This is a genomic window from Nonomuraea sp. NPDC049486, assembly GCF_040676925.1.
In the GTDB taxonomy this organism is placed as follows: Bacteria; Actinomycetota; Actinomycetes; order Streptosporangiales; family Streptosporangiaceae; genus Nonomuraea; species Nonomuraea ferruginea.
This window is the reverse complement of record NZ_JBFAPV010000027.1, coordinates 1-25103: the sequence shown is the minus strand read 5'-3', so window position 1 is coordinate 25103 and position 25103 is coordinate 1. Positions and strand designations below refer to the sequence as shown.

Annotated in this window: 25 protein-coding genes, 2 tRNA genes and 1 riboswitch; of the genes, 16 read left to right on the top strand and 11 right to left on the bottom strand. The window is 69.8% G+C overall.

Going from position 1 to position 25103, the window contains the following annotated elements:
* Positions 1-88 precede the first annotated feature (88 nt).
* The 3 genes from AB0K05_RS42310 to AB0K05_RS42300 all read left to right on the top strand — a co-directional run bounded on the left by AB0K05_RS42310 (position 89) and on the right by AB0K05_RS42300 (position 2962).
* The gene (locus AB0K05_RS42310; protein WP_148029943.1) at positions 89-1201 is read left to right on the top strand and encodes a PP2C family protein-serine/threonine phosphatase; all 1113 of its coding nucleotides are present in this window, start codon (positions 89-91) and stop codon (positions 1199-1201) included.
* A 97-nt stretch (positions 1202-1298) separates the two neighbouring features.
* Entirely contained in the window at positions 1299-2603 is a 1305-nt protein-coding gene (locus AB0K05_RS42305) for a site-2 protease family protein (protein WP_364237173.1), read from the top strand.
* A 5-nt stretch (positions 2604-2608) separates the two neighbouring features.
* On the top strand, positions 2609-2962 hold the full coding sequence (locus tag AB0K05_RS42300; RefSeq protein ID WP_364237170.1) for an MmcQ/YjbR family DNA-binding protein: 354 nt from the start codon (positions 2609-2611) through the stop codon (positions 2960-2962).
* A gap of 9 nt (positions 2963-2971) precedes the next feature.
* Here the strand turns inward: AB0K05_RS42300 and AB0K05_RS42295 are convergent, their stop codons facing one another.
* Both AB0K05_RS42295 and AB0K05_RS42290 read right to left on the bottom strand, forming a co-directional pair.
* On the bottom strand, positions 2972-4069 hold the full coding sequence (locus tag AB0K05_RS42295) for an ATP-binding protein (protein ID WP_364237167.1): 1098 nt from the start codon (positions 4067-4069) through the stop codon (positions 2972-2974).
* Positions 4066-4719 (bottom strand): response regulator transcription factor, encoded by a 654-nt coding sequence (locus tag AB0K05_RS42290; RefSeq protein ID WP_148029947.1) that lies wholly within the window; start codon positions 4717-4719, stop codon positions 4066-4068. The genes AB0K05_RS42295 and AB0K05_RS42290 overlap by 4 nt, the downstream gene beginning before the upstream one ends.
* Positions 4720-4834: 115 nt before the next feature.
* Here AB0K05_RS42290 and AB0K05_RS42285 point away from each other — a divergent pair, with 115 nt between their 5' ends.
* The 5 genes from AB0K05_RS42285 (at position 4835) to AB0K05_RS42265 (ending at position 8955) form a co-directional block, all read left to right on the top strand.
* On the top strand, positions 4835-5158 hold the full coding sequence (locus tag AB0K05_RS42285; RefSeq protein ID WP_364237165.1) for a hypothetical protein: 324 nt from the start codon (positions 4835-4837) through the stop codon (positions 5156-5158).
* A gap of 154 nt (positions 5159-5312) precedes the next feature.
* Complete coding sequence (locus tag AB0K05_RS42280; protein ID WP_364237163.1) at positions 5313-6227, top strand: ABC transporter ATP-binding protein; 915 nt, start codon at positions 5313-5315, stop codon at positions 6225-6227.
* Between the two features lie 20 nt (positions 6228-6247).
* On the top strand, positions 6248-7021 hold the full coding sequence (locus AB0K05_RS42275; RefSeq protein WP_364237160.1) for an ABC transporter permease: 774 nt from the start codon (positions 6248-6250) through the stop codon (positions 7019-7021).
* A 36-nt stretch (positions 7022-7057) separates the two neighbouring features.
* Positions 7058-8314, top strand: coding sequence for a sensor histidine kinase (locus tag AB0K05_RS42270; protein ID WP_364237158.1), 1257 nt, complete (start codon positions 7058-7060; stop codon positions 8312-8314).
* On the top strand, positions 8311-8955 hold the full coding sequence (locus AB0K05_RS42265; RefSeq protein WP_148029951.1) for a response regulator transcription factor: 645 nt from the start codon (positions 8311-8313) through the stop codon (positions 8953-8955). Before AB0K05_RS42270 ends, AB0K05_RS42265 begins: the two co-directional genes overlap by 4 nt.
* Before the next feature lie 17 nt (positions 8956-8972).
* Here the strand turns inward: AB0K05_RS42265 and AB0K05_RS42260 are convergent, their stop codons facing one another.
* The 8 genes from AB0K05_RS42260 to AB0K05_RS42225 all read right to left on the bottom strand — a co-directional run bounded on the left by AB0K05_RS42260 (position 8973) and on the right by AB0K05_RS42225 (position 15562).
* Positions 8973-9935: a hypothetical protein gene (locus AB0K05_RS42260; protein ID WP_364237156.1), complete on the bottom strand. Its 963-nt coding sequence runs from the start codon at positions 9933-9935 to the stop codon at positions 8973-8975.
* 5 nt (positions 9936-9940) lie between these two features.
* A riboswitch (cyclic di-AMP (ydaO/yuaA leader) is annotated at positions 9941-10080 on the bottom strand.
* Between the two features lie 70 nt (positions 10081-10150).
* Positions 10151-11233, bottom strand: coding sequence for a galactose-1-phosphate uridylyltransferase (gene galT, locus AB0K05_RS42255; RefSeq protein ID WP_364237154.1), 1083 nt, complete (start codon positions 11231-11233; stop codon positions 10151-10153).
* Positions 11230-12009, bottom strand: coding sequence for a DeoR/GlpR family DNA-binding transcription regulator (locus AB0K05_RS42250; protein ID WP_148029954.1), 780 nt, complete (start codon positions 12007-12009; stop codon positions 11230-11232). The genes galT and AB0K05_RS42250 overlap by 4 nt, the downstream gene beginning before the upstream one ends.
* A 259-nt stretch (positions 12010-12268) precedes the next feature.
* On the bottom strand, positions 12269-13579 hold the full coding sequence (locus AB0K05_RS42245) for a TrpB-like pyridoxal phosphate-dependent enzyme (RefSeq protein WP_364237152.1): 1311 nt from the start codon (positions 13577-13579) through the stop codon (positions 12269-12271).
* A 41-nt stretch (positions 13580-13620) separates the two neighbouring features.
* Positions 13621-14511 carry an LLM class flavin-dependent oxidoreductase gene (locus tag AB0K05_RS42240; RefSeq protein ID WP_271278629.1) on the bottom strand — a complete coding sequence of 297 codons (891 nt, stop codon included), beginning with the start codon at positions 14509-14511 and terminating at the stop codon, positions 13621-13623.
* Positions 14512-14520: 9 nt separating this feature from the next.
* Positions 14521-15153 (bottom strand): uridine kinase, encoded by a 633-nt coding sequence (locus AB0K05_RS42235; RefSeq protein ID WP_364237150.1) that lies wholly within the window; start codon positions 15151-15153, stop codon positions 14521-14523.
* Positions 15154-15229: 76 nt separating this feature from the next.
* Positions 15230-15385, bottom strand: coding sequence for a hypothetical protein (locus tag AB0K05_RS42230; protein WP_219547087.1), 156 nt, complete (start codon positions 15383-15385; stop codon positions 15230-15232).
* A 103-nt stretch (positions 15386-15488) separates the two neighbouring features.
* Positions 15489-15562 (bottom strand) — tRNA-Gly (locus tag AB0K05_RS42225).
* A 90-nt stretch (positions 15563-15652) separates the two neighbouring features.
* On the opposite strand from AB0K05_RS42225, the gene AB0K05_RS42220 reads away from it, so the two are divergent.
* Both AB0K05_RS42220 and AB0K05_RS42215 read left to right on the top strand, forming a co-directional pair.
* Positions 15653-15729 (top strand) — tRNA-Pro (locus AB0K05_RS42220).
* Between the two features lie 182 nt (positions 15730-15911).
* Positions 15912-16064, top strand: a complete 153-nt coding sequence (locus AB0K05_RS42215; protein WP_187281012.1) for a hypothetical protein — start codon at positions 15912-15914, stop codon at positions 16062-16064.
* 10 nt (positions 16065-16074) lie between these two features.
* Here AB0K05_RS42215 and AB0K05_RS42210 read toward each other — a convergent pair whose 3' ends face one another.
* Positions 16075-16551 carry an ATP-binding protein gene (locus AB0K05_RS42210; protein WP_148029960.1) on the bottom strand — a complete coding sequence of 159 codons (477 nt, stop codon included), beginning with the start codon at positions 16549-16551 and terminating at the stop codon, positions 16075-16077.
* A gap of 233 nt (positions 16552-16784) precedes the next feature.
* Between AB0K05_RS42210 and AB0K05_RS42205 the strand changes: the two genes are divergently transcribed.
* The 6 genes from AB0K05_RS42205 to AB0K05_RS42180 all read left to right on the top strand — a co-directional run bounded on the left by AB0K05_RS42205 (position 16785) and on the right by AB0K05_RS42180 (position 24736).
* The gene (locus tag AB0K05_RS42205; protein ID WP_148029961.1) at positions 16785-17651 is read left to right on the top strand and encodes a helix-turn-helix transcriptional regulator; all 867 of its coding nucleotides are present in this window, start codon (positions 16785-16787) and stop codon (positions 17649-17651) included.
* A 149-nt stretch (positions 17652-17800) separates the two neighbouring features.
* On the top strand, positions 17801-19183 hold the full coding sequence (gene tig, locus AB0K05_RS42200; RefSeq protein WP_148029962.1) for a trigger factor: 1383 nt from the start codon (positions 17801-17803) through the stop codon (positions 19181-19183).
* A 183-nt stretch (positions 19184-19366) separates the two neighbouring features.
* Positions 19367-19999, top strand: coding sequence for an ATP-dependent Clp protease proteolytic subunit (locus tag AB0K05_RS42195; protein WP_148029963.1), 633 nt, complete (start codon positions 19367-19369; stop codon positions 19997-19999).
* A 9-nt stretch (positions 20000-20008) separates the two neighbouring features.
* On the top strand, positions 20009-20632 hold the full coding sequence (locus AB0K05_RS42190) for an ATP-dependent Clp protease proteolytic subunit (RefSeq protein ID WP_148029964.1): 624 nt from the start codon (positions 20009-20011) through the stop codon (positions 20630-20632).
* 176 nt (positions 20633-20808) lie between these two features.
* Entirely contained in the window at positions 20809-22092 is a 1284-nt protein-coding gene (clpX, locus tag AB0K05_RS42185; RefSeq protein WP_148029965.1) for an ATP-dependent Clp protease ATP-binding subunit ClpX, read from the top strand.
* A 79-nt stretch (positions 22093-22171) separates the two neighbouring features.
* Positions 22172-24736, top strand: a complete 2565-nt coding sequence (locus AB0K05_RS42180) for a valine--tRNA ligase (protein ID WP_333485735.1) — start codon at positions 22172-22174, stop codon at positions 24734-24736.
* Positions 24737-25103: the final 367 nt, after the last annotated feature.

The window sequence follows — 25103 nt, the reverse complement described above, 5'->3', positions numbered from 1 at the left end:
GGGCCACCGAATATCCCTGGTAAACGATCAAGGCTCTGGTCAAGTCGGCTGCCCAAACGCGAGCCGGACCGATACAGTCGAGCGCATCATGAGTACCCGACCGGCGCCGCTGATCCCGCCACGGCTCCGCGCGATCCTGGTGCGGGTGCCGTTCCTGGTGCAGCTCGTCCGGTTCCTCAGGCGCGGGGCGGCCAGGGACCGCAACCTGCTGGTCGCGCTGACCGTGGTCACGCTCGTCGTCGGGCTGCTCGCGGCCCAGGTGTCCACCGAGTGGTTCTCGCCCTCGCTGCTCATCCTCGTCACCCTGGTCGGCGGCCTGCAGCTGCGGGTGCGCAGCCTGGTCACGCTGCTGGTCGCGGTGGCCGTCTCGCTGGGCTACATCGCCGTCACGCTCGGCGCGGGCCGGGTCGGCGTCGGCCTCGCCGTGACGATCGGGTTCACCGCCGTGCTGGCGCTGCTCATGGCCCGCACCCGCGGCAAGCTCGGCGTCCAGGGGCTGCGCGGCGACGCCATGCTGCTGGAGCTGCGCGACCGGCTCAAGAGCCAGGGCGAGCTGCCCCCGCTGCCCAAGGACTGGGGCGGCAAGGTCGTGCTCAAGCAGGCCGGCGGCTCCTCCTTCGGCGGCGACTTCCTGGTGTCCATGCGCGACGGCGACCGGGTCGACATCGCGCTGGTCGACGTCTCGGGCAAGGGCGTCGACGCCGGCACCAGAGCCCTGCTGCTGTCGGGCACGTTCGGCGGGCTGCTCGGCTCCGTCGACGACTTCCTGCCCGCCTGCAACGCCTACCTCCACCGCCAGCGCGGCGACGAGGGGTTCGTCACCGCCGTGCACGTCCGGCTCGACCTGGCCACCGGCGACTACACCATCACCTCCGCCGGCCACCCGCCGGTCGTGAAGTTCGACGCCGGCACCGGCAACTGGGAGGTCGCCTCCGCCAAGGGCGTGGTCCTCGGCGTGGTGCCCGACCTCCACTGCGAGCCCGAGACCGGCACCCTCCACAAGGGCGACGCGCTGCTGCTCTACACCGACGGCCTGATCGAGCAGCCGGGGCGCGACATCGACGCCGGGCTCGACCGGCTGCTCGGCGAGGCCGAGCGGCTGCTGCCCTCCGGGTTCCGCGACGGGGCGCGCGCCCTGGTCAACGCCATGGCCTCGGGCCACAGCGACGACTGCGCGCTGGTGCTGATCTGGCGCCCGTAGCCGTCCTTCGCATACCCCGTATGTCACGTAAGCGTCCGGGCCCGTCGAGTTCGACTACGCTTGGGACGTCGAATCGTCCGGTCTGGAGCGCGCGTATATGGACTGGCTCTTCCTCCTGGGGATCGCCATCTTCTTCATCGGGCTGATGGCGTCCATCGGGTTGCACGAGATCGGCCACCTGGTGCCCGCCAAGCTCTTCGGCATCAAGGTGACCCAGTACATGGTCGGCTTCGGGCCCACGATGTGGTCCCGCCGCAAGGGCGAGACCGAGTACGGCGTCAAGTGGATCCCGCTCGGCGGCTACATCCGGATGATCGGCATGCTGCCGCCCAAGCCGGGCGAGGATCCCGGCAAGCTGCGCGGCGGCTCCACCGGGCCGTTCCAGGCCCTGATCGAGCAGGCCAGGGAAGTGGCCCTGGAGGAGGTCAGGCCCGGCGACGAGAACCGCGTCTTCTACCGCAAGAAGTGGTGGCAGAAGGTCATCGTCATGTCCGGCGGCCCCGCGATGAACTTCGTGCTGGCCTTCATCCTCTACGCCCTCCTGCTGGTCGGCATCGGCGTGCCCACCTACGCGCCGGTGGTCTCGCCCGAAACCAACACCTGCGTCATCCCGATCAGCGAGCACCGCACCGAGTGCCGCCCCGGTGACCAGCCGACGCCCGCCTCGCAGGCCGGGCTCAAGGCCGGTGACAAGCTCGTCGCCCTCGACGGCCACAAGATCGAGACGTGGGAGGACGCCACCCGGGTCATCCGCTCCCACGGCGCCGGCCCCGCCGAGCTGGCCATCATCCGCGACGGCCGTCCCATGACGCTGCAGACCACGCTCATCGCCCAGGACCGGCCCAAGCCCGGCGAGCCCGACGTGATCGAGAAGAACGTCGGCTTCCTCGGCGTGCTGCCGACCGAGGTCATGCAGCAGCAGAGCTTCGGCGCGGTCTTCCCCTACATGGCCGAACTGACCGGCCGCGTCGCGGTCTCGCTGGTCAACCTGCCGGAGAAGATGGTCGGCGTCTGGGACGCCGCGTTCTCCGGGGCCGAACGCGATCCCGAGGGCCCGGTGGGCGTCGTCGGCGCGGGCCGCATGGGCGGCGAGATCCTCGCCTCCGACCTGACCGGCGTGCAGAAGCTGTTCGTCTTCGTCAACCTGCTGGCCGGCTTCAACCTGGCGATCGGCATGTTCAACCTGATCCCGCTGCTGCCGCTCGACGGCGGCCACATCGCCGGCGGGCTGTGGGAGGGCCTCAAGCGCGCCTGGGCGCGCATCCTGCGCCGCCCCGAGCCGTCCTACGTCGACATCGCCAAGGTGCTGCCGCTGACGTACGCGCTGGCCATCGTCATGATCGTCATGGCCGGGCTGCTCGTCTACGCCGACCTGATCAACCCGCTGCGCCTCACCGGCTGACCCGCATGGACCCCCTGGAGCGGCTGCGCGAGGTCTGCCTGGCCCTGCCCGAGGTCACCGAGCGGCTCAGCCACGGCGAGCCCACCTGGTTCGTGCGCGGCAAGAAGACGTTCGTCATGTACGCCGACCACCACCACGACGACCGGCTGGCCTTCTGGTGCGCGGCCCCGCCCGGCGCCCAGGAGGAGCTGGTGGCGCACGACCCGGCCCGCTTCTTCCGCCCGCCGTACGTGGGACACCGCGGCTGGCTGGGCGTCTACCTGGACGTCGAGGGCGTCGACTGGGACGAGATCGCCGAACTCGTCACCGACGCCTACCGGCAGACGGCGCCCAAGTCGCTCCTCGCCCGCCTGCCCTGACGGCGGCCCTCATGCTGGGCCGGGTGGCACCAAGGTGACGGTCACGTCGAGCCCGCCGTCCGGCAGCGGCCGGACCTCCAGCGTGCCGCGGTGGGCCTCGACGACGGCGGCCACGATCGACAGCCCGAGCCCCGACCCGTCGCCGCCGGCCTTCCTGCCGGTCTCCAGGCGCTGGAAGGGCCGCGTGAGCAGGTGCGCCCGTTCGGGCGGGATCAGCGGGCCGCTGTTGGAGATCCGGAGGACGGAGCGGCCGGAACGCCCCGCCGTCTCCACCGCGATCCACCCATCGGGCACGTTGTAGCGTACGGCGTTGTCCAGCAGATTCGTGACCAGCCGCTCGATCAGGGCGGGGTCACCGGAGGCGGGCGCCGGGCGGAGGGAGGAGTCGACGCGGATCTCCGCGTCCTCGTATCGCCCGAGTGCCTGTCCGGTGATCGCGGCCAGGTCGAGGGGGCGGCGGTGGTCCAGCCCTTGCTGGCTGCGGGCCAGCACGAGCAGGGCCTCGATGAGCCGTTCCTGATGCTTCCCCGCGGCGACGACGCGTTCCAGCACGGCCCGCAGAGCCCGGGCGTCGGCCTCGGGGTCGGCGAGCGCGACCTCGGCCATGGCCCGTTGCAGCGTCAGCGGCGTGCGCAGCTCGTGGGAGGCGTTGGCGACGAAGCGCCGCTGCGCGGTGAAGGCCGCCTCCAGCCGGTCCAGCAGCGCGTCGAAGGTGTCGGCCAGCCTTTTCAGCTCGTCGTCGGGCCCGGAGGCGGCCAGCCGCCGGTCGAGCCGGTCGGCCGTGATGCGCCTGACGGTGTCCGTCATCTCGCCCAGCGGCCGCAGCACCCGCCCGGCCATGAGCCAGCCGAGCACCATCGCCGCGCAGGTCATGAAGGCCAGCGCGATCAGGGAGTTGACCAGCAGCCGGAGCGGGTCTGCCGCCCGCTCCACCGTGGGCGTCCGGACGGACACGTCGAACCCGCCGGGCGGCGCGGGCGCGGCGGGCGGTGCAGGGAAGGGCGAGTACTGGACCAGCAGGTAGATGAGCGCGACCAGCACGACCCCGGCCAGCGCGAACAGGCCACCGTAGAGCAGGGTCAGGCGAAGCCGTACGGTCCGCCTCATATGCGGTATCCCGCCTGCGGGACGGTCTCGATCAGCGGCGGATCGCCGAGCTTGCGGCGCAGCCGGCTGATCGTGACCTTCACGGTGTGGGTGAACGGGTCGGCGAACTCGTCCCAGCCGCGCTCCAGCAACTCCTCGGCGGAGACCACCGCGCCTCCGGCGGTCAGCAGCAGTTCCAGGACGGCGAACTCCTTGGGACTCAGCGGCAGCCGGCGCCCGTCGCGGACGGCGATCCGGGTGGACGGATCGAGCCGCAGGTCGCCGTGGACGAGCACCGGCGGGAGAGCGCGGTGCGACCGCCTGGCCAGCGCCCTGATCCGGGCGACCAGCTCGGCGAAGGCGAACGGCTTGGGCAGGTAGTCGTCGGCGCCCGCGCCGAGCCCCGTCACCCTGTCGTCGATCGTCCCGGCGGCGGTGAGCATCAGCACCCGCGCCGGATAGCCGGCGCCGGCCAGCGACCCGCACACCTCGTCACCGTGCAGGCCGGGCAGGTCCCGGTCGAGCACGATCACGTCGTAACGGGTCACCGAGGTGCGGTCGAGCGCGCTCCGGCCGTCCAGGACCACGTCGACGGCCATGCCCTCGCGGCGCAGCCCCGCCGCGACCGTCAGGGCCAGCTCCTCATGGTCTTCGACCACCAACACCCTCATGATCCCCAGAATGCCCCCATCGCCGGTTACAGCGGGGTAACCGTCACCGTTCCGACCCTGTAACCGGCCCCCGGCTTTCCTGGAGGCACACACGGCCGACCGAAACGGAGACATCATGTTCGGCTCGAAGATCCGCAGGTTCGTCCTGGCCGCCGTCGTCCTGGCCGCCGGCGTGGGCTGGATGGCCGGCTCGGAAGAGGAGCCCGTCAGGGACGGCGAGCAGTTCACCGCCTGCATGCGCGCTCACGGGCTGCCCGGCTTCCCCGAGGTCGTGCTCTCCTCGGACGGGCTGGTCAACCTCGACATCAAGGGTGAGCGCGTCGACGTCCTGTCGGGGAAGTACGGGGCGGCGGTCGAAGCGTGCGATTCACTGCTGCCCGCGGGTTCCCGGTTGCCGGGCGCGCCGACAGCGCCGACAGCGCCGCCGTTCCCGTCCTGACCCGCAGGGCACTGGGCTACGTCCGGGCGGCGATCCACCGATCGGTGGATCGCCGCCTCCGCCGTCCGGCGGCCAGGTCCCGTCTCCTGGTCGGTGTCGGCGGAAGTGCCGGTCGTAGCAGGCTGAATGCGCCAACCACCGAAGGGACGCGCGCATGCCACCAGTGATCGAGGTACGCGACCTCCACAAACGCTATGACGACAAGATCGCGGTCGACGACGTCTCGCTCACCGTCCAGGAGGGTGAGATCTTCGGGATCCTCGGCCCGAACGGCGCCGGCAAGACGACGACCGTGGAGTGCGTCGAGGGCCTCCGCACCCCGGACCGCGGTGAGATCAAGGTGCTCGGGCTGGACCCTCTCCGTGACCGCGCCGAGCTGACCCGCCGGCTCGGCGTCCAGTTGCAGGCCGGCCACCTCCCCGAGCGGCTCCAGGTCGCCGAGGCCCTGGAGCTCTACAGCTCCTTCTATCCCGAGCCCGCCGACTGGCGCGGACTGCTGGACGGCCTCGGCCTGGCGGACAAGGCGAGGACCAGGTACGCCAAGCTGTCCGGCGGCCAGAAACAACGGCTCTCGATCGCGCTGGCGCTCGTCGGCAGCCCCAGGGTGGCGATCCTCGACGAGCTCACCACCGGCCTCGACCCGCAGGCCCGGCGCGACACCTGGGACCTGATCGAGGGCGTGCGCTCTCGCGGGGTGACGATCGTGCTGGTCACCCACTTCATGGAGGAGGCCGAGCGGCTGTGCGACCGGCTCGCGCTGATCGACGCCGGCCGCGTCGTCATGGTGGACACCCCGGCCGGTCTGACCGAGCGGGCGTGCGCCGGGCAGCGGATCCAGTTCCGCCCGTCCAGGCCGATGGACGACCGCCTGCTGACGAGCCTGCCCGACGTCTCCGGCGTCACCCGCAGGGGAGAGCTGGTCATCGTCAACGGCAACGACAACGCGCTCAACGCCGTCACCACCGTGCTGGCCCGCAACCGGATCGTGGCCCATCAACTGCGCGTCGAGCAGGCGAGCCTGGAGGACGCGTTCGTCCGGCTGACCGGCAAGCGTCCCGGCCCCCGGTGACACATCAGAGAGAGGCCCCCATGCCCATGTCAGCATCGAAGACCGCCGAGCGGGGTTCCGCGACCTGGCGGCTCATCAAGGCCGAGAGCACGTTGTGCGTCCGGGACAAGGTCGGCCCCCTGTGGGGCATCGGCTTCCCGCTGATCCTGCTGGTCATCCTCGGCAGCGTCTCCGATCTGCGGACGCCCGTGGAGGGCGGCGGCGGCCTGACGTACTTCGACCTCTACGTCCCTGTTCTGGTTCTGTTCAACCTGGCCATCCTGGCCACGGCCTCCCTGCCGACCACGCTCGCGGGATACCGGGAGAACGGCGTGCTGCGGCGCATGCGGACCACCCCGGTCGGCCCCGCCCGCGTGCTCGCCGCCCAGCTCGTGGCCAACTTCGCCATCGCGGTCGTCGCGATGGTCCTGTTCCTCGCGGTGGCCGGGTTCGGCTTCGGCGTCGGCCTGCCGGAGCACCTTCCCGGTTTCGCCCTCGCCTGGCTGCTCGCGGCGGCCGCGCTGCTCGCGATCGGCCTGCTGATCACCGCGCTCGCGCCCGGGCGCGGCCCGGCCACGGCGATCGGCACGGTGCTGTTCTTCCCGATGATGTTCTTCGCCGGACTGTGGGTGCCGATCTCGCAGATGCCGCCGCTGCTGCGGGACATCGCCCACTACACCCCGCTCGGCGCGGGCATGGGGGCGTTCCAGGACGCGTACCAGGGTCACTTCCCGTCCACCGTGCCGCTGCTGACCCTGGCGGCCTACGCGGTGGTGTGCGCGTCCGTCGCGATCCGCTGGTTCCGCTGGGAATAGCCGCCCGGAATAGAATCCGGCAAGGGAGAGGGAGCCTTGAAGACTTCGCCACAGCCGCCGTTCCTTCTGGTCAACGTGGTGCCCTACGCGCTGCTGGCGCTCCTCGTCGCGATCCTGCTGGTCGTGGAGGACTGGACGGGCTCCTTGCTCGTCGACCTCGGTCTGTGCGCCCTGGCCGCCGCGTGGATGCTCGGCATGTTCACCCTGCGTCCCGGCTGGTGGGGCCGGCTACGGACCATGGGGGTGTTCGTCGCGGGGCTGCTCGTGATCACCGCGGTCCTGGTGATCCGTCATCCCCTCTTCGGGCTCCTCACCCCCGCCGCCTACATCTACTCCTTCACGGTCCTGCGCTGGCCGTGGCGGCTGCTGGGGGTGGCCGCCACGGCGGTCCTGGCCGGTACCGCGCAGGCGTCCAACATCCCCAGGACCGACGTCCTCGGCCTGACGCTGGCCGTGATCGTCATCGCCTTCAACATCGCCATGATGTGCGCCTGCGCCTGGGGCCTGTGGCTCGCCGAGAAGGAGGAGGAGCGGCGCGAGCAGACCCTCGGAGAGCTGAGCCGGACGAACCGGCTGCTGGAGGCGTCGCTCGCCGAGAACGCCGGCCTGCACGCCCAGCTGCTCGCCCAGGCGAGGGAGGCGGGCGTGCTCGACGAGCGCCGGCGGATGGCCCGCGAGATCCATGACACCCTGGCGCAGGGGCTCACCGGCATCATCGCGCAGCTCCAGGCGGCCGAGCAGATGCACGAGGTCCCGGCGCCGTGGCGCCGGCCCTTCGACGCCGTCAAGAACCTGGCGAGGGAGAGCCTGGCCGAGGCGCGGCGCTCGGTCGACGCGCTCCGGCCCGAGCCGCTGCGGACCGCGCGCCTGAGCGACGCCCTCGCCGACGTCGCCGGCCGGTGGTCGAGGCTGCACGGGCTCGCCGTTCAGGTCACGACGACCGGCACGGCGCTGCCGATGACACCGGAGGCCGAGTTCGCGCTGCTGCGCACGGCCCAGGAGGCACTGGCCAACGTGGCCAAGCACGCGCACGCCACCAGGGTCGGCGTGACCCTGTCCTACCTGGACCACGAGGTCGCGCTGGACGTACGTGACGACGGCAGGGGCTTCGACCCCGCGGGTCTCGACACGGACGGCGGGTCACCGCCGCCCCGCGGCGGCGGATTCGGCCTGACCATCATGCGTCAGCGCGTCGAAGGACTGTCCGGCACGCTGCGGATCGAGTCCGAGCCCGGAGCCGGCACCGGGATCTCGGCCTGCGTCCCCACCCTGCCGGCCGGGAGCCACGCATGACCGATCACGCGGCCACGGTCCGGTTGTTGATCGCGGACGACCATCCCGTCGTCAGGGACGGGCTGAGCAGCATGTTCGCCTCCGCGCCGGGATTCGAGGTGCTGGGCGAAGCGGCGGACGGCGCCGCGGCCGTACGGCTCGCCCAGGAGCTCCGGCCCGACGTGATCCTGATGGACCTGCGCATGCCGGGCATGGACGGGTTGACCGCGATCAACGAGCTGACCAGGCTGGGCGTCACCGCGCGCGTGCTGGTCCTGACGACCTACGACACCGACACCCATGTCCTCCCGGCGATCGAGGCGGGGGCGACCGGCTACCTGCTCAAGGACTCTCCCCGGGAGGAGTTGCTGCGAGGCGCGCGGGCCGCCGCCAAGGGAGAGAGCGTGCTGTCCCCCTCGGTGGCGGCACGGCTGATGAACCGGGTCAGGACCCCCGCGCCGCAACTCCTCAGCCGTCGTGAGCTCGAGGTCCTCGAACTCGTGGCGGCCGGGAACACCAACCGTGAGGCGGCCGCCCGGCTGTTCATCACCGAGGCCACGGTCAAGAGTCACCTTCTGAACATCTACGCCAAGCTGGGCGTGGGGGACCGCGCCGCCGCCGTCACCGAGGCGTTCCACCGAGGGCTGCTCGTCCCGCGATGACGCTGGAGATCCCCTTCTCAGTGCATCGAGATGTGCACGTGGTCGAAGTGGTTCTCGGTGATGCTGCCCCGGTCGGACATGCCGCTCCAGCCCGAGCCGTGGTTGATCCGCTGCTTCCAGATCACGTACTTCACGCCCAGCTTGCCGCGGTTCTGCACGGCCCATTCGGCGATGCGGTCGCCGAGGGCCGTGTTGGTCCCTGACGGCATCGAGCCGCCGGTGCTCATCATGAAGTCGCAGGCCCGGCCCAGCGGATGCTCGCCGCTCGACCCGGAGCGGAAGCAGCCCACGCTGAACGGCAGGGCGAAGTTCTTCGCGATCTCGGTCTTCATCAGCCGGGTGCGGGGCGTGATGTTGTCGGCGCCCGACGGGAGCTGCGGCGCCCAGGTGCCGTCGGAACGGCGGCCGGTGGCGATCGGCACCAGATCTTCCAGCTTCTTCTCGATGTCCTTGATGACGCCCTCGGCCTCTTCGCGCTGGCCGGCCACCTCGGCGGCGTCGGACTCGATCTCCTTGGTCAGCGCCGTGGCCTCGTCGGCCGCCTTCTTCGTCTCGTCGCGGGCCTCGGCCACCTTGTCGACCAGCGCCTGCTGCTCGGCCGTGAGCTGCGCCAGCAGGGCGGCGTTGCGGCCGTCGGGCAACTGGATCAGGCTCGGCAGCTGCATGCCACCGCTCTGGTACTGCAGCAGGGCCAGCTCGGCGACCCGGTCCTCGGCGGAGCTCAGGGTCTGCTCGGCGGTGGCCAGCCGTTTGTCGGCCTCCTCCGCCGCCTTGCGGGCCTCGGCCAGCTCGACGCGCTTGAGGTTGTAGCGCTCGATCAGCTTGTCGACCTTGGCGTTGAGCTGCTTCAGCTCCCTGCGGAGCTGCTGCTCGCCGGGCTTGGGGTCCGCCGCCGCGGACGTGGTAAGGGCCGGGGTGAAAAGCACCGCCGCGGCGGTGACGAAACCGATGGCAAGATGCGCGGGGGACGCTGCCGCCACGTGATGGGTCCTCTCCCTCTGCCGGCCGGGTTAGCTGACGGGTTCGGGTACGGGAGCGCTCCCTACCACCGAAGTGGATTCACCCCAAGTGCGATTGGGTCCCCGGCTCCTGGGCAACTCGCCCAGGATTAGGCATGTTCACACGGCGCTTTACGGTCGTGCTGGAAGGGATAGTAGTGGTAGATCACAAGTAATGCGAGTCAAACGGAAATCTCTTAGTGATCTACCTGTGATCGAAGCATGCGTGCGGCTTCTTCGGGGAGCACGTCGTTGACGAACGCGCCCATGGCCGACTCGGATCCTGCCAGATACTTCAGCTTGCCCGGGGCCCGCCTGATGGAGAACAGCTCCAGGTGCAGGTAGCCCAGCTCGCGGTCCTGCCGGACCGGCGCCTGGTGCCAGGCCGAGATGTACGGCATCGGCACCCCGAACAGCCCGTCCAGCGCGCGCAGCACCGAGGTGTAGAGCGGGGCGAACGCGGACCGCTCGGCCTCCGACAGCGCCGCCAGGTCGGGCACCTGCCGGTGCGGGTAGAGGTGCACCTCGAACGGCCAGCGCGCGGCCGCCGGCACGAACGCCGTCCACAGCTCGTTGGCCGCCACCACCCGGACCCCGGCCTCCCGCTCGGCGGCCAGCACGTCCGCGTACAGGTTGCGGCCCTGTCGCCGCTCCGCGTACCGCCGGGCCGCCCCGAGCTGCAGTTTGGTGCGCGGCGTCACGTACGGGTACGCGTAGATCTGCCCGTGCGGGTGGAAGAGCGTGATGCCGATCTCCTCGCCCCGGTTCTCGAAGCAGAAGACCTGCTCGACGCCCTCCAGTGCGGACAGCTCGGCCGTACGGTCGGCCCAGGCCTCCATGACCAGCTCCACCCGGTCGTCGGAGAGCTGGGAGAAGGACGAGTCGTGCGTCGAGGTGAAGCACACCACCTCGCACCGCCCCATGCCCGGCCGGACCTCGCTCAGCCCCCCGACATCCTGATAAGTCCCGAGATTGCCGGAGAAGGAGGGGAAGCGGTTCTCGAACACGACCACGTCGTAGTCGTACGCCGGGATCTCCGACGCCCGCGTGTCGGACGACGGGCACAGCGGGCACTCGTCGGGCGGCGGCAGGAACGTCCGGGTCTGCCGGTGGCCCGCCATCGCGATCCACTCCTCGGTCAGCGGGTCGTAGCGCAGCTCCGACGCCACCGGCCGCGGGTCCAGCGGCCGCCGGTCGATCGCGCTGCGGTCGGCGCCGTCGCTCCGGTCGAAGTAGATGAGCTCCCGGCCGTCGGCCAGCTCGGTGATGGTGCGCTTCACGCCGCCCCCTCTGCGATGATCAACTCTCCGGCCCTGTCGGCCAGCTCCCTGCGTGCCTCCTCGGGCAGCCCCGCGTCGCTGATGACCACGTCGGCCTCCGTCAGCTCGGCGATGGTGCTGATGCCGACCGTGTTCCACTTGGTGTGGTCGGCCGGCACCACGAGCCGGTGCGCGGCGCTGACCAGCTCACGGTCGGTCTCGGACTCCAGCAGGTTGGGAGTGGTGAACCCGGCGCGCAGGCTCATCCCGTGCACCCCGAGGAAGAGCGTGTCGACGTGCAGGCGGCGGATCGCGGCCACCGCGACCGGGCCGACAAGCGCGTCGGAGGGGGTGCGCACGCCGCCGGTGAGCACGACCGTGCGGTCGGCGCGGGCGTTGCGGTGGAAGACGTCGGCCACCGGGATCGAGTTGGTGATCACGGTGAGCTCGGGCACGCCGATCAGATGGTGGGCCAGCGCCCAGGTGGTGGTGCCGGCGGACAGGGCGACCGCGGTGCCGGGGCGCACGAGCTGGGCCGCGCGGCGCGCGATGGCCTCCTTCTCCTGCTGCTGCCTGGCCGACTTGGCGGTGAAGCCGGGCTCCTCGGTGGAGCCGGGACCGACCGCGGTGGCGCCGCCGTGGACCTTCTCCAGCAGCCCCCGGTCGGCGAGCACCTCCAGGTCCCGGCGGATGGTCATGTCGGAGACGCCGAGCTCGCGCACGAGGTCGGCCACCCGGACACCGCCCTTGCTGCGCACGCGTTCGAGGATCGCCTGCTGGCGCTGCTGTGCGAGCACGCCCCCGCTCCTTCCAACAGATTCCACCAAATTATGACACGAATATGTTGGGGAATGTTAGGTAACCCCAGGCCTTGCCGGGAAGCCGGTGAAGAGGGACGTTGGGTTGGATCCCGTACCCCGACCACCGGGAGGTGACCGTATGGCCAGGCGCGCACGCAAAGGCAAGGCACGCAAGAAGAAGAAGGCCAACCACGGCAAGCGCCCCACCGCGCGCTGACGGACACCGCCGCCCGCCCGGCGGGCGGCGGGTCCTCGTTCACGCCGGCAGCCCGCTCAGCGCCTCGTCGATGCGCTCCTGCGGCAGCGCGAAGTCCTCCATCTCGCCCGACAGGTAGCGCTCGTACGCCGCCAGGTCGAAGTGGCCGTGCCCGCACAGCGCGGTCAGGATCACCTTCTCCTCCCCGCTCTCCTTGCAGCGCAGCGCCTCCGCGATGGTCTCGGCCAGCGCGTGCGTCGGCTCTGGTGCGGGCAGGATGCCCTCCGTCCTGGCGAAGCGCACCCCCGCCTCGAAACACTCCCTCTGCGAGCGGGTGACCGCCTCGAACATCCCCAGCTCGTACATGTGCGACAGCAGCGGCGACATGCCGTGGTAGCGCAGCCCGCCCGCGTGGATGGGGTCGGGCACGAAGTCGTGGCCCAGCGTGTGCATCTTCATCAGCGGGGTCAGGCCCGCCGTGTCGCCGAAGTCGTAAGCGTAGCGGCCGCGCGTGAACGACGGGCACGCCTCCGGCTCGACGGCCCGGATGACCGGGTCGATCTTCCCGGCCAGCTTCTCGCGCAGGAACGGGAAGACCAGGCCGCCGAAGTTCGACCCGCCGCCGGTGCAGCCGACGATGACGTCCGGCATCTCCTCCAGCTGCCCCAGCGCCTCCTCGCCGATCACCGTCTGGTGCATGAGCACGTGGTTGAGCACCGACCCGAGCGCGTACCGGGTGTCGTCGGCCGACGCGGCGACCTCGACCGCCTCGCTGATCGCGATGCCCAGGCTGCCGGGGGAGCCGGGGTACTCGGCCAGCACCTTGCTGCCGGCCTGCGTCACGGGCGACGGGCTGGCGTGCACGCTCGCCCCGTACACGCGCATCAGCGCCGAACGGTACGGCTTCTGGTCGTAGGAGGCCCGCACCATCCAGATCTCGCAGTCGAGGCCGAACTGGGCGCAGGCGAAGGCCAGCGAGCTGCCCCACTGCCCGGCGCCCGTCTCGGTGGTGAGCCTGCGCACGCCCTCCTGGGCGTTGTAGTACGCCTGCGGGACGGCCGTGTTCGGCTTGTGCGAGCCAGCCGGGGAGACGCCCTCGTACTTGTAGTAGATGCGCGCCGGCGTGCCCAGCGACTTCTCCAGGTTGCGGGCCCGCATAAGCGGGGTCGGCCGCCACAGCCGGTAGACGTCGAGCACTTCCTGGGGAATGGGCACGTACCGCTCCTGGCCGACCTCCTGACGGATGAGCTCCATCGGGAACAGCGGCGCCAGGTCATCGGGACCGATCGGCTGCCTGGTCGCCGGGTGCAGCGGCGGGGGAGGCGGGGCGGGCAGATCGGGAACGATGTTGTACCAGTTGCTGGGGATCATCGTCCCAGTCTGCTCCCGCCGCCGGTCACGATCCAGTCCCGTCAGGCGCGTCGCTCCGCGTCGACCTGGCGGCGCACCTCCGGCACGACCTCCTCGGCGAACCTGGTCAGCTGCTCCCGCTGGTCGCCCTCCGGCCACAGGATGAACGTGTCCATCCCGTAGGCCACCGCCAGGTCGGTCAGCTCGTCCACCCACTGCCCGGCCGGGCCCTTGAGGAAGCCCTCGCTCGGGCCTCCGGTGATGGTGCCGTTGACGTTGTAGAGCCTGCGCACGTCCCGCGGCCGGCGATCCGCCTTCTCCGCGGCCTCGTCGATGCGCGCCTGCAGCTCGGGCAGCCGCTCCGGCGGCGCCCACGACGAGGACGGCAGCCACCCGTCGGCGGCCCTGCCGGTGAGCGCGAGCGCCCGCGGCCCGCCGACGCCGAGCCAGATCTCCATCGGGTGCGCGGGCTCAGGCCCCGCCTGCGCGCCGCTGAGCCGGTAGTGCTCGCCGTCGAACCGCCGGTTGCGCTCGCCGCTCCAGATCGCCCTGACGACCGCGACGGCCTCCTCCAGCGCGCCGATCGCCTGCCCGGGCGTGCGCCGCGCTCCTCCGTACGCCTCGATCGCGTCCCAGAACGCCCCGGCGCCCAGCCCCAGCTCCACCCGGCCGCCGCTGAGCAAATCGAGGGTGGCCGCCGCCTTGGCGAGCACGGCCGGCTGCCGCATCGGCAGGCTGGCCACGTCAGGGAACACCCGCACCCGCTCGGTGGCCGTGGCGATCACGCTCAGCAGCGTCCAGGTCTCCACGTAGCGCCGCTGGTACGGGTGATCCTGCACACCGATCAGGTCCAGCCCCAGTTCGTCGGCCAGCCGCGCGTACTCGACCAGCGGATCATCGGCATAGGGCACCAGGAAGTAGCCGAACTCCAGCGGACGTCCATAATCAGCCATAACCGTCACCTACCCGTTCACGGCCCGGATCGCCAGCCGATCCGGATGGTCCGCCCGTACCACCACATCCGCGACCTCCTGCGGCCGCACCTCGCGCTCGTACCGCTCGTACGCCGGCAACCGCCACCGCTCCTCCGCGGGCGTGCGGCGCTCCAGCGCGCCCCGGGACAGCCACACGTGCACGGCCAGCTCGACCGGCAGCCCCCGGCCCAGCAGCAGCGTGCCGTCGAGCAGCAGCACCCCGCCGGGCGGCAGCGTCCGGTACGGCACGCGGTAGGCGCGGTCGGCCCCGCTGTCCCACAGCGCGGGCAGCACCCTCCCCGACCGCCCCGGCCCCAGCGGCTCCAGCACCTCGCGCAGCAGCGCCCCGGTGTCGAGCCACTCGTCGTAGAACACGTCCGGGTCCGTGCGCCCGAACTCCAGCCGCAGCGACGCGGGCCGCAGGAAGTCGTCCGCGGACACCCGCAGCACCTCCCGCCCGCGCACCCGCAACGGCCCCGCGAGCCGATCGGCCAGCTCACCCGGCCCGGCCGCCGGCGCCCCGTCGACCACCACCCGCACCCACGCCTCGCGCGGCCACCCCGCGACCCTGTCGGCGAGCTCCTCGGCCAGCGCCCCGGCCGAGATCGGTCGTACACCCATCACCCGAGCCTACGAGCCGCCCGCTCCAGGACGGCGGGCCTCACCGAGATCGCACTGGCTTCACCCCGGCCACTGACTACCTGGAGTCTTCGCGATCGTCCGAGAGTCGAGTGTCCCCGCCGGGGGCGCTTCCGCAGAACAGCTTCCAGAGATGGATGCTCATCACGACGAACAGGGCGACTCCGCCGAGCATGATGACGAGGGCGCAGAGCGCGTACGGATGGAAGATCACGGGGCCTCCTGCCGTCGTGCTGATCATAGGCGACCCGGGGTTCCATCAGACAACAGCAAGGCCCAGGCGGTGGGATCGTCTCCCTGGCCTGGGCCTTCGCATGTGGAGCGGACGACGGGAATCGAACCCGCGTAGCTAGTTTGGAAGACTAGGGCTCTACCATTGAGCTACGTCCGCGCGAACCGGTCGAAGTCTGGTCTAGACTGCATCCGGTCGTCAGGGCGTAAGCGTACCGGAGTCCCGGAGCGCGTGCGTACCCCGGCGCCACGGGGCGTGGCGCAGCTTGGCAGCGCGCTTGCTTTGGGAGCAAGAAGTCGCAGGTTCAAATCCTGTCGCCCCGACCAGCCTGAAAGCCGCTTCCTGAGACCGGGGGCGACCGGCGGAGCCGGCCGTCACAGGTTCTCGGACGACCCTGTGCCGGGACGCCTGGCCCGGGTCGTAGGAGGTCGGGTGGTGTGCTCGTCCGCCGCGGCCTGAGAGGCCGGTCCGGAGTCGCGTGGTTCGCCCGGTGCGGCACAATGCCCCTGTGATACGCACTTCCTCCTTGGCCGCCGGCGCGGCCGCGGTGTTCGTGGTGACCGCCTTCGTCGTGGAAGGGCGAGGGCTGGTGGCGTTCCTCTGCGTGATGGCGCTGCTCTGCCTGGGCGCGTGGTTCTTCCTGGACCGCCGCGGCTCCTAGGGCCGGTCTGTCAGGGGCCGGCGTGGAAGAGCGCCCAGACGGCCTTGCCGCCGCGCCTCAGCGGGTCCCAGCCCCAGCACTGGCTGTACGTCTCCACGATGTAGAGCCCGCGGCCGTTCTCCGAGATGAAGTCGGGCTCCTTGCGCCGCGGCACGTCGTCGCTGGGGTCGGCGACCGCCAGCAGCACGTGCGGCGCCACCCTCATCAGCAGCAGGGTGATCTCGTTGCTGCCGTGCGCGTACATGCCGTACCTGACGGCGTTCGTGACAAGCTCGGAGACCACGAGGGCGGCGTCGTCGCCCAGCTCGGACAGGCCCCAGCGGGCGAGGGTGGAGCGGGTGACGTCTCTGGCCGTCTTGACCGAGTCGGCCTGGAACGGGAGGGGGCACGCGGTGGTGTACGGCTTGGCCGACGTGAGCAACTGGTCGAACCCCACCTCACGGGTGATCTGGAGGCAGTCGGCAGTGGCCAGAGGATCCTCCACCATCCCGCCGTTACCTCCCAGTTGCCATCGGCTTAGTGCATGTTTGGCCCAAAATGCACTAAGCCATCATGGGTCACGACCGGGCGTCGCTGCAAGACCCGAATGCACGTGCATTCGCAAGGTGCAGCAGCATGGTCGATGTACCGGAACATATCCGAATCGGACACCGAGCTGAGACCTTGTCATACCCGGCGATGTGGTGTCACTGTGTGGTGCGGACCTTGATAGGAGGCAAAGTGACGCAGAACCAGCCGGGTTCCGGCCCTACGGCGCTGCGCATCCTTCTGGGCTCCCAACTCCGCAAGCTCAGGGAGAGCAAGGGCGTCACCCGCGAGGAGGCGGGGCACCTCATCAGAGGCTCCGAATCCAAGATCAGCCGCATGGAGCTCGGCCGGGTCGGCTTCAAGGAGCGTGACGTCGCCGACCTGCTGACGCTGTACGGGGTGACCGACGACCAGGCGCGCGGCGCCGTGCTCGACCTGGTGGCCACGGCCAACGAGCCGGGCTGGTGGCACCGCTTCAACGACATCCTCCCCACCTGGTTCCAGGCGTACGTCGGCCTCGAAGAGGCGGCCGCCCGGATCAGGACGTACGAGGTCCAGTTCGTCCCCGGCCTGCTCCAGACCAAGGAGTACGCGCGCGCGGTCGTCACCGCCGGTTCCGCCGGGCTCAGCCCCGACGAGATCTCCCGGCGCGTCGACCTGCGATTGGAACGTCAGCGGCTGTTCGACAAGCCCGACGGCCCGGTGTTCTGGGCGGTCATCGACGAGGCCGCGCTGCGCCGGCCCATCGGCGGCGCCGAGGTCATGCGCGCCCAGATCGAGCATCTGATCGATCTGATGCGCCAGCCGAGCATCACGATTCAGGTCATGCCGTTCAGCTTCGGCGGTCACAGCGCGGAGGGCGGCGCGTTCGCCATCTTGCGCTTCCCGGACAACGACCTGCCCGACGTCATCTACGTCGAGCAGCTCGCCGGCGCCCTCTACCTGGACAAGCGTGAGGACGTCGATCGTTACACCGAGGTCATGGAACGGTTGTGCGCCGTCAGCACCACGCCTGACGAGACTGTGGAGCTGCTGCGCGCCATCGCGGATGAGTTCTGAGAGCTGCTGGGTCTGCCCTAGACTGACCATGGCGCTTGGATGCCGCCGTTGCGGAGCATGCCCAGCACCGATTACGTGGGCGCGGCGCGCGAGCCGTACCGAATGGACGCGCCTGCGAACACTCGAAGCTTGATCAAGGAGACCACCCCGTGAAGACCGCTGTCGAGGAGCTCAGCCCGACCCGGGTGAAGCTCACTGTCGAGGTGCCGTTCGACGAGCTGCGCCCGAGCATGGATGCGGCGTACAAGAAGGTCGCGCAGCAGGTGCGGGTCCCCGGGTTCCGCCCTGGCAAGGTCCCGGCGCGCATCATCGAGCAGCGCTTCGGCCGGGCGGTCGTCCTGGAGGAGACCCTCAACGAAGCGGTGCCCAAGCTCTACGGCCAGGCCGTCGACGAGGTCGACGTGTTCCCGGTCAGCCAGCCGGACATCGAGGTCACGAAGATCGAGGACGGTGAGCAGATCGAGTTCACCGCCGAGGTCGACATCCGTCCCAACTTCGACGTCCCCGACTACCAGGGCGTCGAGATCACCGTCGACTCCGCCGAGGTCGCCGACTCCGACGTCGACGAGCAGCTCGACGCGCTCCGCCAGCGTTTCGCCACGCTGACCGGCGTCGAGCGCCCGGCCGCCGTCGGCGACTACGTCGTCATGGACCTGCGGGCCGAGATCGACGGCGAGAACATCGAGGAGCAGCAGGCCAGCGAGGTCTCCTACGAGGTGGGCGCCGGTTCCGTGCTCCAGGGCCTCGACGACGCCCTCGTGGGCATGTCCGCCGACGAGGAGAAGAGCTTCCGCACCGAGCTCGTCGGCGGTGAGAACGCCGGCCAGGAGGCCGACGTCATCATCAACGTCAAGTCGGTCAAGGAGAAGGTGCTTCCGGAGCTCGACGACGAGTTCGCGCAGCTCGCCAGCGAGTTCGACACGCTCGACGAGCTCAAGGGCAGCATCCGCGAGCAGGTCCGCCGCACCAAGCTCATCGACCAGGTGGTGCAGGCCCGCGACAAGGCGCTCGACACGCTCCTGGAGAAGATCGACGTCCCGATCCCCGAGAGCGCGCTCAAGGCCGAGATCGACGCCCGCAAGCACAACCTCGAGCACCAGATCGCCGAGAGCGGCCTGAGCCGCGACGCCTACTTCCGGCTCTACCAGACGACCGAGGAGGAGCGCTTCGCCGAGTTCGAGACCGCCTCGGCCCGCGCCATCAAGGTCGGCTTCGTGCTCGACAAGATCGTCAAGGCTGAGGAGCTCGGCGTCTCCGAGCAGGAGCTGACCAACTTCGTGGTCCGCCGCGCCATGGAGATGGGCGTCCAGCCCAACCAGCTGGCCCAGCACCTCGCCGACAACGACCAGCTGACGCTGGCCATGGTCGAGATCGTCCGCGACAAGGCCAAGGCCGTGCTCGGCGATGCCGCCAAAGTCGTCGACAGCGAGGGCGGCGAGGTCGACCTCAAGGCCATCTACACCGAGATCAACGGCGAAGAGGCCTCCGAGGAGCCGGCTGAGGAGTCCGAGGAGCAGAAGGCCGAGGCGTAGCCACGCACACGCCCGTCCGGAGCCTCCGGCCGGCCCGATGTCGCGGGCGGGCCGGAGGCTTCGTGCGTTCCCGGCGGCATGCGCCGTCAGCGAACACCCCGTGGACCGGGCATGACCTGTGGGCAGCGCGCGTTAGGGTCACAAGCAAAGCCCATCGATTACGACGCATCGGAAGGTGAAGCTGTGAGCAGCCCGCCGACCTTCTTCCAGCCTGAGTCGCGAGGCCGTGAAAACGGCTCGGCCTTCCGGCTTGAGGATCAGCTTTACCAGCGCCTGCTGCGCGAGCGCATCATCGTGCTCGGTCAGGAGGTCAACGACGAGATCGCCAACCGGATCTGCGCCGAGCTGCTGCTCCTGGCCGCTGACGATCCGGAGCGCGACATCACTCTCTACATCAACTCGCCGGGCGGCTCGGTCAGCGCCGGCATGGCGATCTACGACATGATGGAATACGTGCCCAACGACGTCTCCACGGTCGTCATGGGCATGGCCGCCTCGATGGGGCAGTTCCTGCTGTCGGCGGGCGCCAGGGGCAAGCGCTACTCGCTGCCGCACGCGCGGGTCATGATGCACCAGCCGTCCGGCGGCATCGGCGGCACGGCTGCCGACATCGCCATCCAGGCCGAGCAGATGCTCTACGTGAAGAAGATGCTGGCCGAGCGGATCGCCGCCCACACCGGGCAGCCGCTCGAGGTCATCGAGCGCGACTCCGATCGCGACCGCTGGTTCACGGCCGACGAGGCCAAGGACTACGGCTTCATCGACCACGTCGTGCGCAGCGCTCGGCAGGTGCCCTCGCAGGGCCCCGTCTCCTAGGGGGAGCAAGTGAACATCCAGAGCCGTTACGTTCTCCCCTCCTTCGTCGAACGCACGTCCTACGGCGTGAAGGAGATGAACCCGTACAACAAGCTTTTCGAGGACCGCATCATCTTCCTCGGAGTGCAGATCGACGACGCGTCGGCCAACGACGTCATGGCCCAGCTGCTGACGCTGGAGTCGCTCGATCCCGACCGTGACATCAGCATCTACATCAACTCGCCCGGCGGGTCCTTCACCGCCATGACGGCGATCTACGACACGATGCAGTTCGTCCGGCCGGAAATCCAGACCGTCTGCCTCGGCCAGGCCGCCTCCGCCGCGGCTGTGCTGCTGGCCGGCGGCACGCCGGGCAAGCGGTTCGCGCTGCCCAACGCCCGGATGCTGATCCACCAGCCGTCCACCGAGGGCGGCGGCCAGGGCAGCGACATCGAGATCCAGGCCAGGGAGATCCTCCGCATGCGCTCGCTCCTCGAGGAGATCGTGGCGCGGCATGCCGGACGGTCCGCCGCCGAGGTCCGAAAGGACATCGAACGCGACAAAATTCTCAACGCCGATGAGGCGAAGGCGTATGGTCTGATCGATGACATAATCCCGTCAAGGAAGAAGCGAGCTCAGCCCGTAGCTTCCTAGACGAGACGTGAGGCACCGGAGCGCTGCCCAAGAGGGCACGTTCCGGTGCGACTCGCCGCTAGGGGGCTCACTGAGGGCCCAGAAGACGGTAACGTCGAAACCTGAGCGGTTCGGACCGGGTCCGGAGGATACGGATCGCGGAGAGCAGGGCGGTCCCACGCAAAGGAGTATCTGGGGTGGCACGCATCGGCGACGGGGGAGACCTGCTGAAGTGCTCGTTCTGTGGAAAGAGCCAGAAGCAAGTCAAGAAGCTCATCGCCGGTCCAGGCGTCTACATCTGCGATGAGTGCATCGATCTCTGCAACGAGATCATCGAGGAGGAGCTCTCCGAGTCCTCCGAGCTCAAGTGGGACAACCTGCCCAAGCCGAGGGAGATCTACGAGTTCCTCGACGCCTACGTCATCGGTCAGGACAAGGCGAAGAAGGCGCTCTCGGTGGCGGTCTACAACCACTACAAGCGGGTGCAGTCCGGCGACCGGGGCAGAGACGACGGCCTTGAGCTGGCCAAGAGCAACATCTTGCTGCTCGGACCGACAGGCTCGGGCAAGACGCTGCTCGCGCAGACCCTGGCGAAGATGCTCAACGTGCCCTTCGCCATCGCCGACGCGACGGCCCTCACCGAGGCCGGCTACGTCGGCGAGGATGTCGAGAACATCCTTCTGAAGCTCATCCAGGCCGCCGACTACGACGTCAAGAAGGCCGAGACCGGCATCATCTACATCGACGAGGTCGACAAGATCGCCCGCAAGAGCGAAAACCCGTCGATAACGCGTGACGTCTCCGGCGAGGGCGTGCAGCAGGCGCTGCTGAAGATCCTCGAAGGCACGACGGCCTCGGTGCCGCCGCAGGGCGGCCGCAAGCACCCGCACCAGGAGTTCATCCAGATCGACACCACCAACGTGCTGTTCATCTGCGGTGGCGCGTTCGCCGGCCTCGAAAAGATCATCGAGTCGCGGGTCGGTCAGAAGGGCATCGGCTTCAACGCCATCATCCGGTCGAAGGAAGAGGCCGACACGGCCGACATCTTCGCCGACGTGATGCCCGAGGACCTGCTGAAGTTCGGCATGATCCCCGAGTTCGTCGGGCGCCTGCCGGTCATCACCTCGGTCCACAACCTCGACCGCGAGGCCCTCATCCAGATCCTCACCGAGCCGCGCAACGCGCTGGTCAAGCAGTACCGCAAGCTGCTCGAACTCGACGGGGTGGAGCTGGAGTTCACCGACGGCGCCCTGGAGGCCATCGCCGACCAGGCCATCCTGCGCGGCACCGGCGCCCGCGGGTTGCGCGCGATCCTGGAGGAGGTGCTCCAGTCCGTCATGTACGAGGTGCCTTCCAGGCAGGACGTCGCCCGGGTCGTCATCACCCGCGAGTCCGTGCTCGAACACGCGATCCCGACCCTCGTACCCCGCGACCAGCTCGCCGCCAAGCAGCAACGCACTCCACGAGAGAAGTCGGCCTGAGCCTCCCAGGCAAGGCCAGCGCCCCGTGGACACCCTCCATGGGGCGTTTCCCTTTCCCGTCTCCCTAGAATTGGTCACCGTGACAACGCCAGAGCTGCCCACCCAGTACACCCCGGCCGACGTCGAGACCCGCAGCTACGAGCGATGGGTAACCGAAGGCTACTTCCACGCCGACCCGGGCAGCTCGCGCACGCCTTACAGCATCGTCCTGCCGCCGCCCAACGTCACCGGCTCGCTCCACATCGGCCACGCGCTCGACCACTCGGTCCAGGACGCGCTGACCCGCCGCGCCCGGATGCGCGGCCACGAGACGCTCTGGCTGCCCGGCATGGACCACGCCGGCATCGCCACCCAGAACGTCGTCGAGCGTGAGCTCGCCAAGCAGGGCATGTCCCGCCACGACCTGGGCCGCGAGGCGTTCGTCGAGCGGGTCTGGGAGTGGAAGGAAGAGTCCGGCGGCAAGATCCTCGGCCAGATGCGCAAGCTCGGCGACGGCGTCGACTGGTCGCGCGAGCGCTTCACCATGGACGAGGGCCTCTCGCGGGCCGTCCTCACCATGTTCAAGAAGCTGTACGACGACGGGCTGGTCTACCGCGCCGAGCGCATCATCAACTGGTGCCCGCGCTGCCTGACGGCGCTGTCCGACATCGAGGTGGAGCACAGCGAGGACGACGGCGAGCTGGTCTCGATCCGCTACTCCGACGAGATCGTGGTGGCCACCACCCGGGCCGAGACGATGCTCGGCGACACCGCCGTGGCCGTCCACCCGTCCGACGAGCGCTACGCGCACCTCGTCGGCACGACCGTCGAGCTGCCGCTGACCGGCCGCCGCATCCCCGTCGTGGCCGACGAGCACGTCGACCCCGAGTTCGGCACCGGCGCGGTCAAGGTCACCCCCGCCCACGACCCCAACGACTTCGAGATCGGCCGCCGCCACTCGCTGCCGTCCATGACCGTCATGGACGAGCGCGGCGTCATCACCGCCCACGGCCCGTTCCAGGGCCTCGACCGGTTCGAGGCGCGCCCGGCCGTGGTCGCCGCGCTGCGCGCCGAGGGCCGCATCGTCGAGGAGAAGCGCCCGTACGTCCACTCGGTCGGCCACTGCTCGCGCTGCAAGACCGTGGTCGAGCCGAGGCTGTCGCTGCAGTGGTTCGTCAACGTGGGCCCGCTGGCCAAGGAGGCCGGCGACGCGGTGCGTGACGGCCGCACCAGCATCCACCCGCCGGAGATGGCCAAGCGCTACTTCGACTGGGTCGACGACATGCACGACTGGTGCATCTCCCGCCAGCTCTGGTGGGGCCACCGCATCCCGGTCTGGTACGGCCCCAACGGCGAGGTCGTCTGCGTCGGTCCCGACGAGACCCCGCCCGAGGGCTACATCCAGGACCCTGACGTCCTCGACACCTGGTTCTCCTCCGGGCTGTGGCCGTTCTCCACCCTGGGCTGGCCCGAGCGCACCCCCGAGCTGGAGCGCTTCTACCCGACCTCCGTCCTGGTGACGGGCTACGACATCCTGTTCTTCTGGGTCGCCCGGATGATGATGTTCGGCCTGTACGCGATGGACGGCGAGCCGCCGTTCCGCGTCGTCGCCCTGCACGGCATGGTTCGCGACCAGTACGGCAAGAAGATGTCGAAGTCGTTCGGCAACGTCGTCGACCCGCTCGACTGGATCGAGCGCTTCGGCGCCGACGCCACCCGCTTCACGCTCCTGCGCGGCGCCAACCCCGGCGCCGACGTGGCGATCAGCGAGGAATGGGCGGCCGGCTCGCGCAACTTCTGCAACAAGATCTGGAACGCGACCCGCTTCGCGCTGATGAACGGCGCCGCCGTGGGCCCGCTCGACGACGCCCAGCTCACCGCGGCGGACCGGTGGATCCTCTCCCGGCTGCAGAGCGTCATCACGGCGGCCGACGCCGCCCTTGAGGACTACGAGTTCGCCAAGGCCTCCGAGCTGCTCTACCACTTCGCCTGGGACGAGGTCTGCGACTGGTACCTGGAGCTGGCCAAGATCCAGCTCGGTGAGGGCCTCGACCACACCCGGCTGGTGCTCGGCCAGGTGCTCGACGCGCTGCTGCGGCTGCTCCATCCGCTGGTGCCGTTCGTCTCCGAGGAGCTGTGGCGGGCCTTGACCGGCGCCGAGTCCATCGTCGTCGCCCCCTGGCCCCAGGCCGACCCCCGCTACGCCGATCCGCGGGCGGAGGCGGAGGTCGCCGCCCTCCAGGAGGTCGTCACGGAGGTCCGCAGGTTCCGCTCCGATCAGGGTCTCAAGCCCGGCCAGAAGGTGGCCGCCAGGTTGGGGCTGGCCGGCAGCGCCGTGGAGCGGCAGGAGGCGGCGATCCGCTCGCTGCTCCGCCTCACCGAGCCGGCTGAGACGTTCTCGGCGACGGCCCGGCTGACCGTGGGCGGCGTGACCGTGGAGATCGACACCGCCGGCGCCATCGACGTGGCCGCCGAGCGCAAGCGCCTGGAGAAGGACCTCGCGGTCGCGCGCAAGGAGGCTGCTCAGGCGGCCGCCAAGCTGGGCAACGAGCAGTTCATGGCCAAGGCGCCCGACGAGGTCGTGGCAAAGGTCCGGGCGCGTGCCGACCAGGCCGAGGCCGACATCGCGCGCCTCGAAGGGCAGCTCGCCGCTCTGGGGGTTTGAGCCATACGGACGAGGGGAAGGCCTATTCGTTACCGAGAACAGGTCTTCCGACCCCGCAGGGGCTGCTAGAGTTTTCTGTGTGGGGCGGAGCTCGCCCCGACAACCCAACTGATGGCCCGGGGCTTCCGGTCTGGTTCGATGCGCGTCATTGGACAGAGGCTGAAAGTTCAGGTAAGTTAGAAGGGTTGCCTCGGAAGAGGCGTCCGGAAGATCCCGGAATCAGGCGGTTTGCGAAAATCGTCCGGATCTGGTAAACTTCGGAAGACGAAACGAATGAACGCCTCTTCGGCGGGGGCCGCTGGTCGGGTCTTGCCGGGGTGTACGCGTCCGTTTCTTGAGAACTCAACAGTGTGTTAAAAGCCAGTGC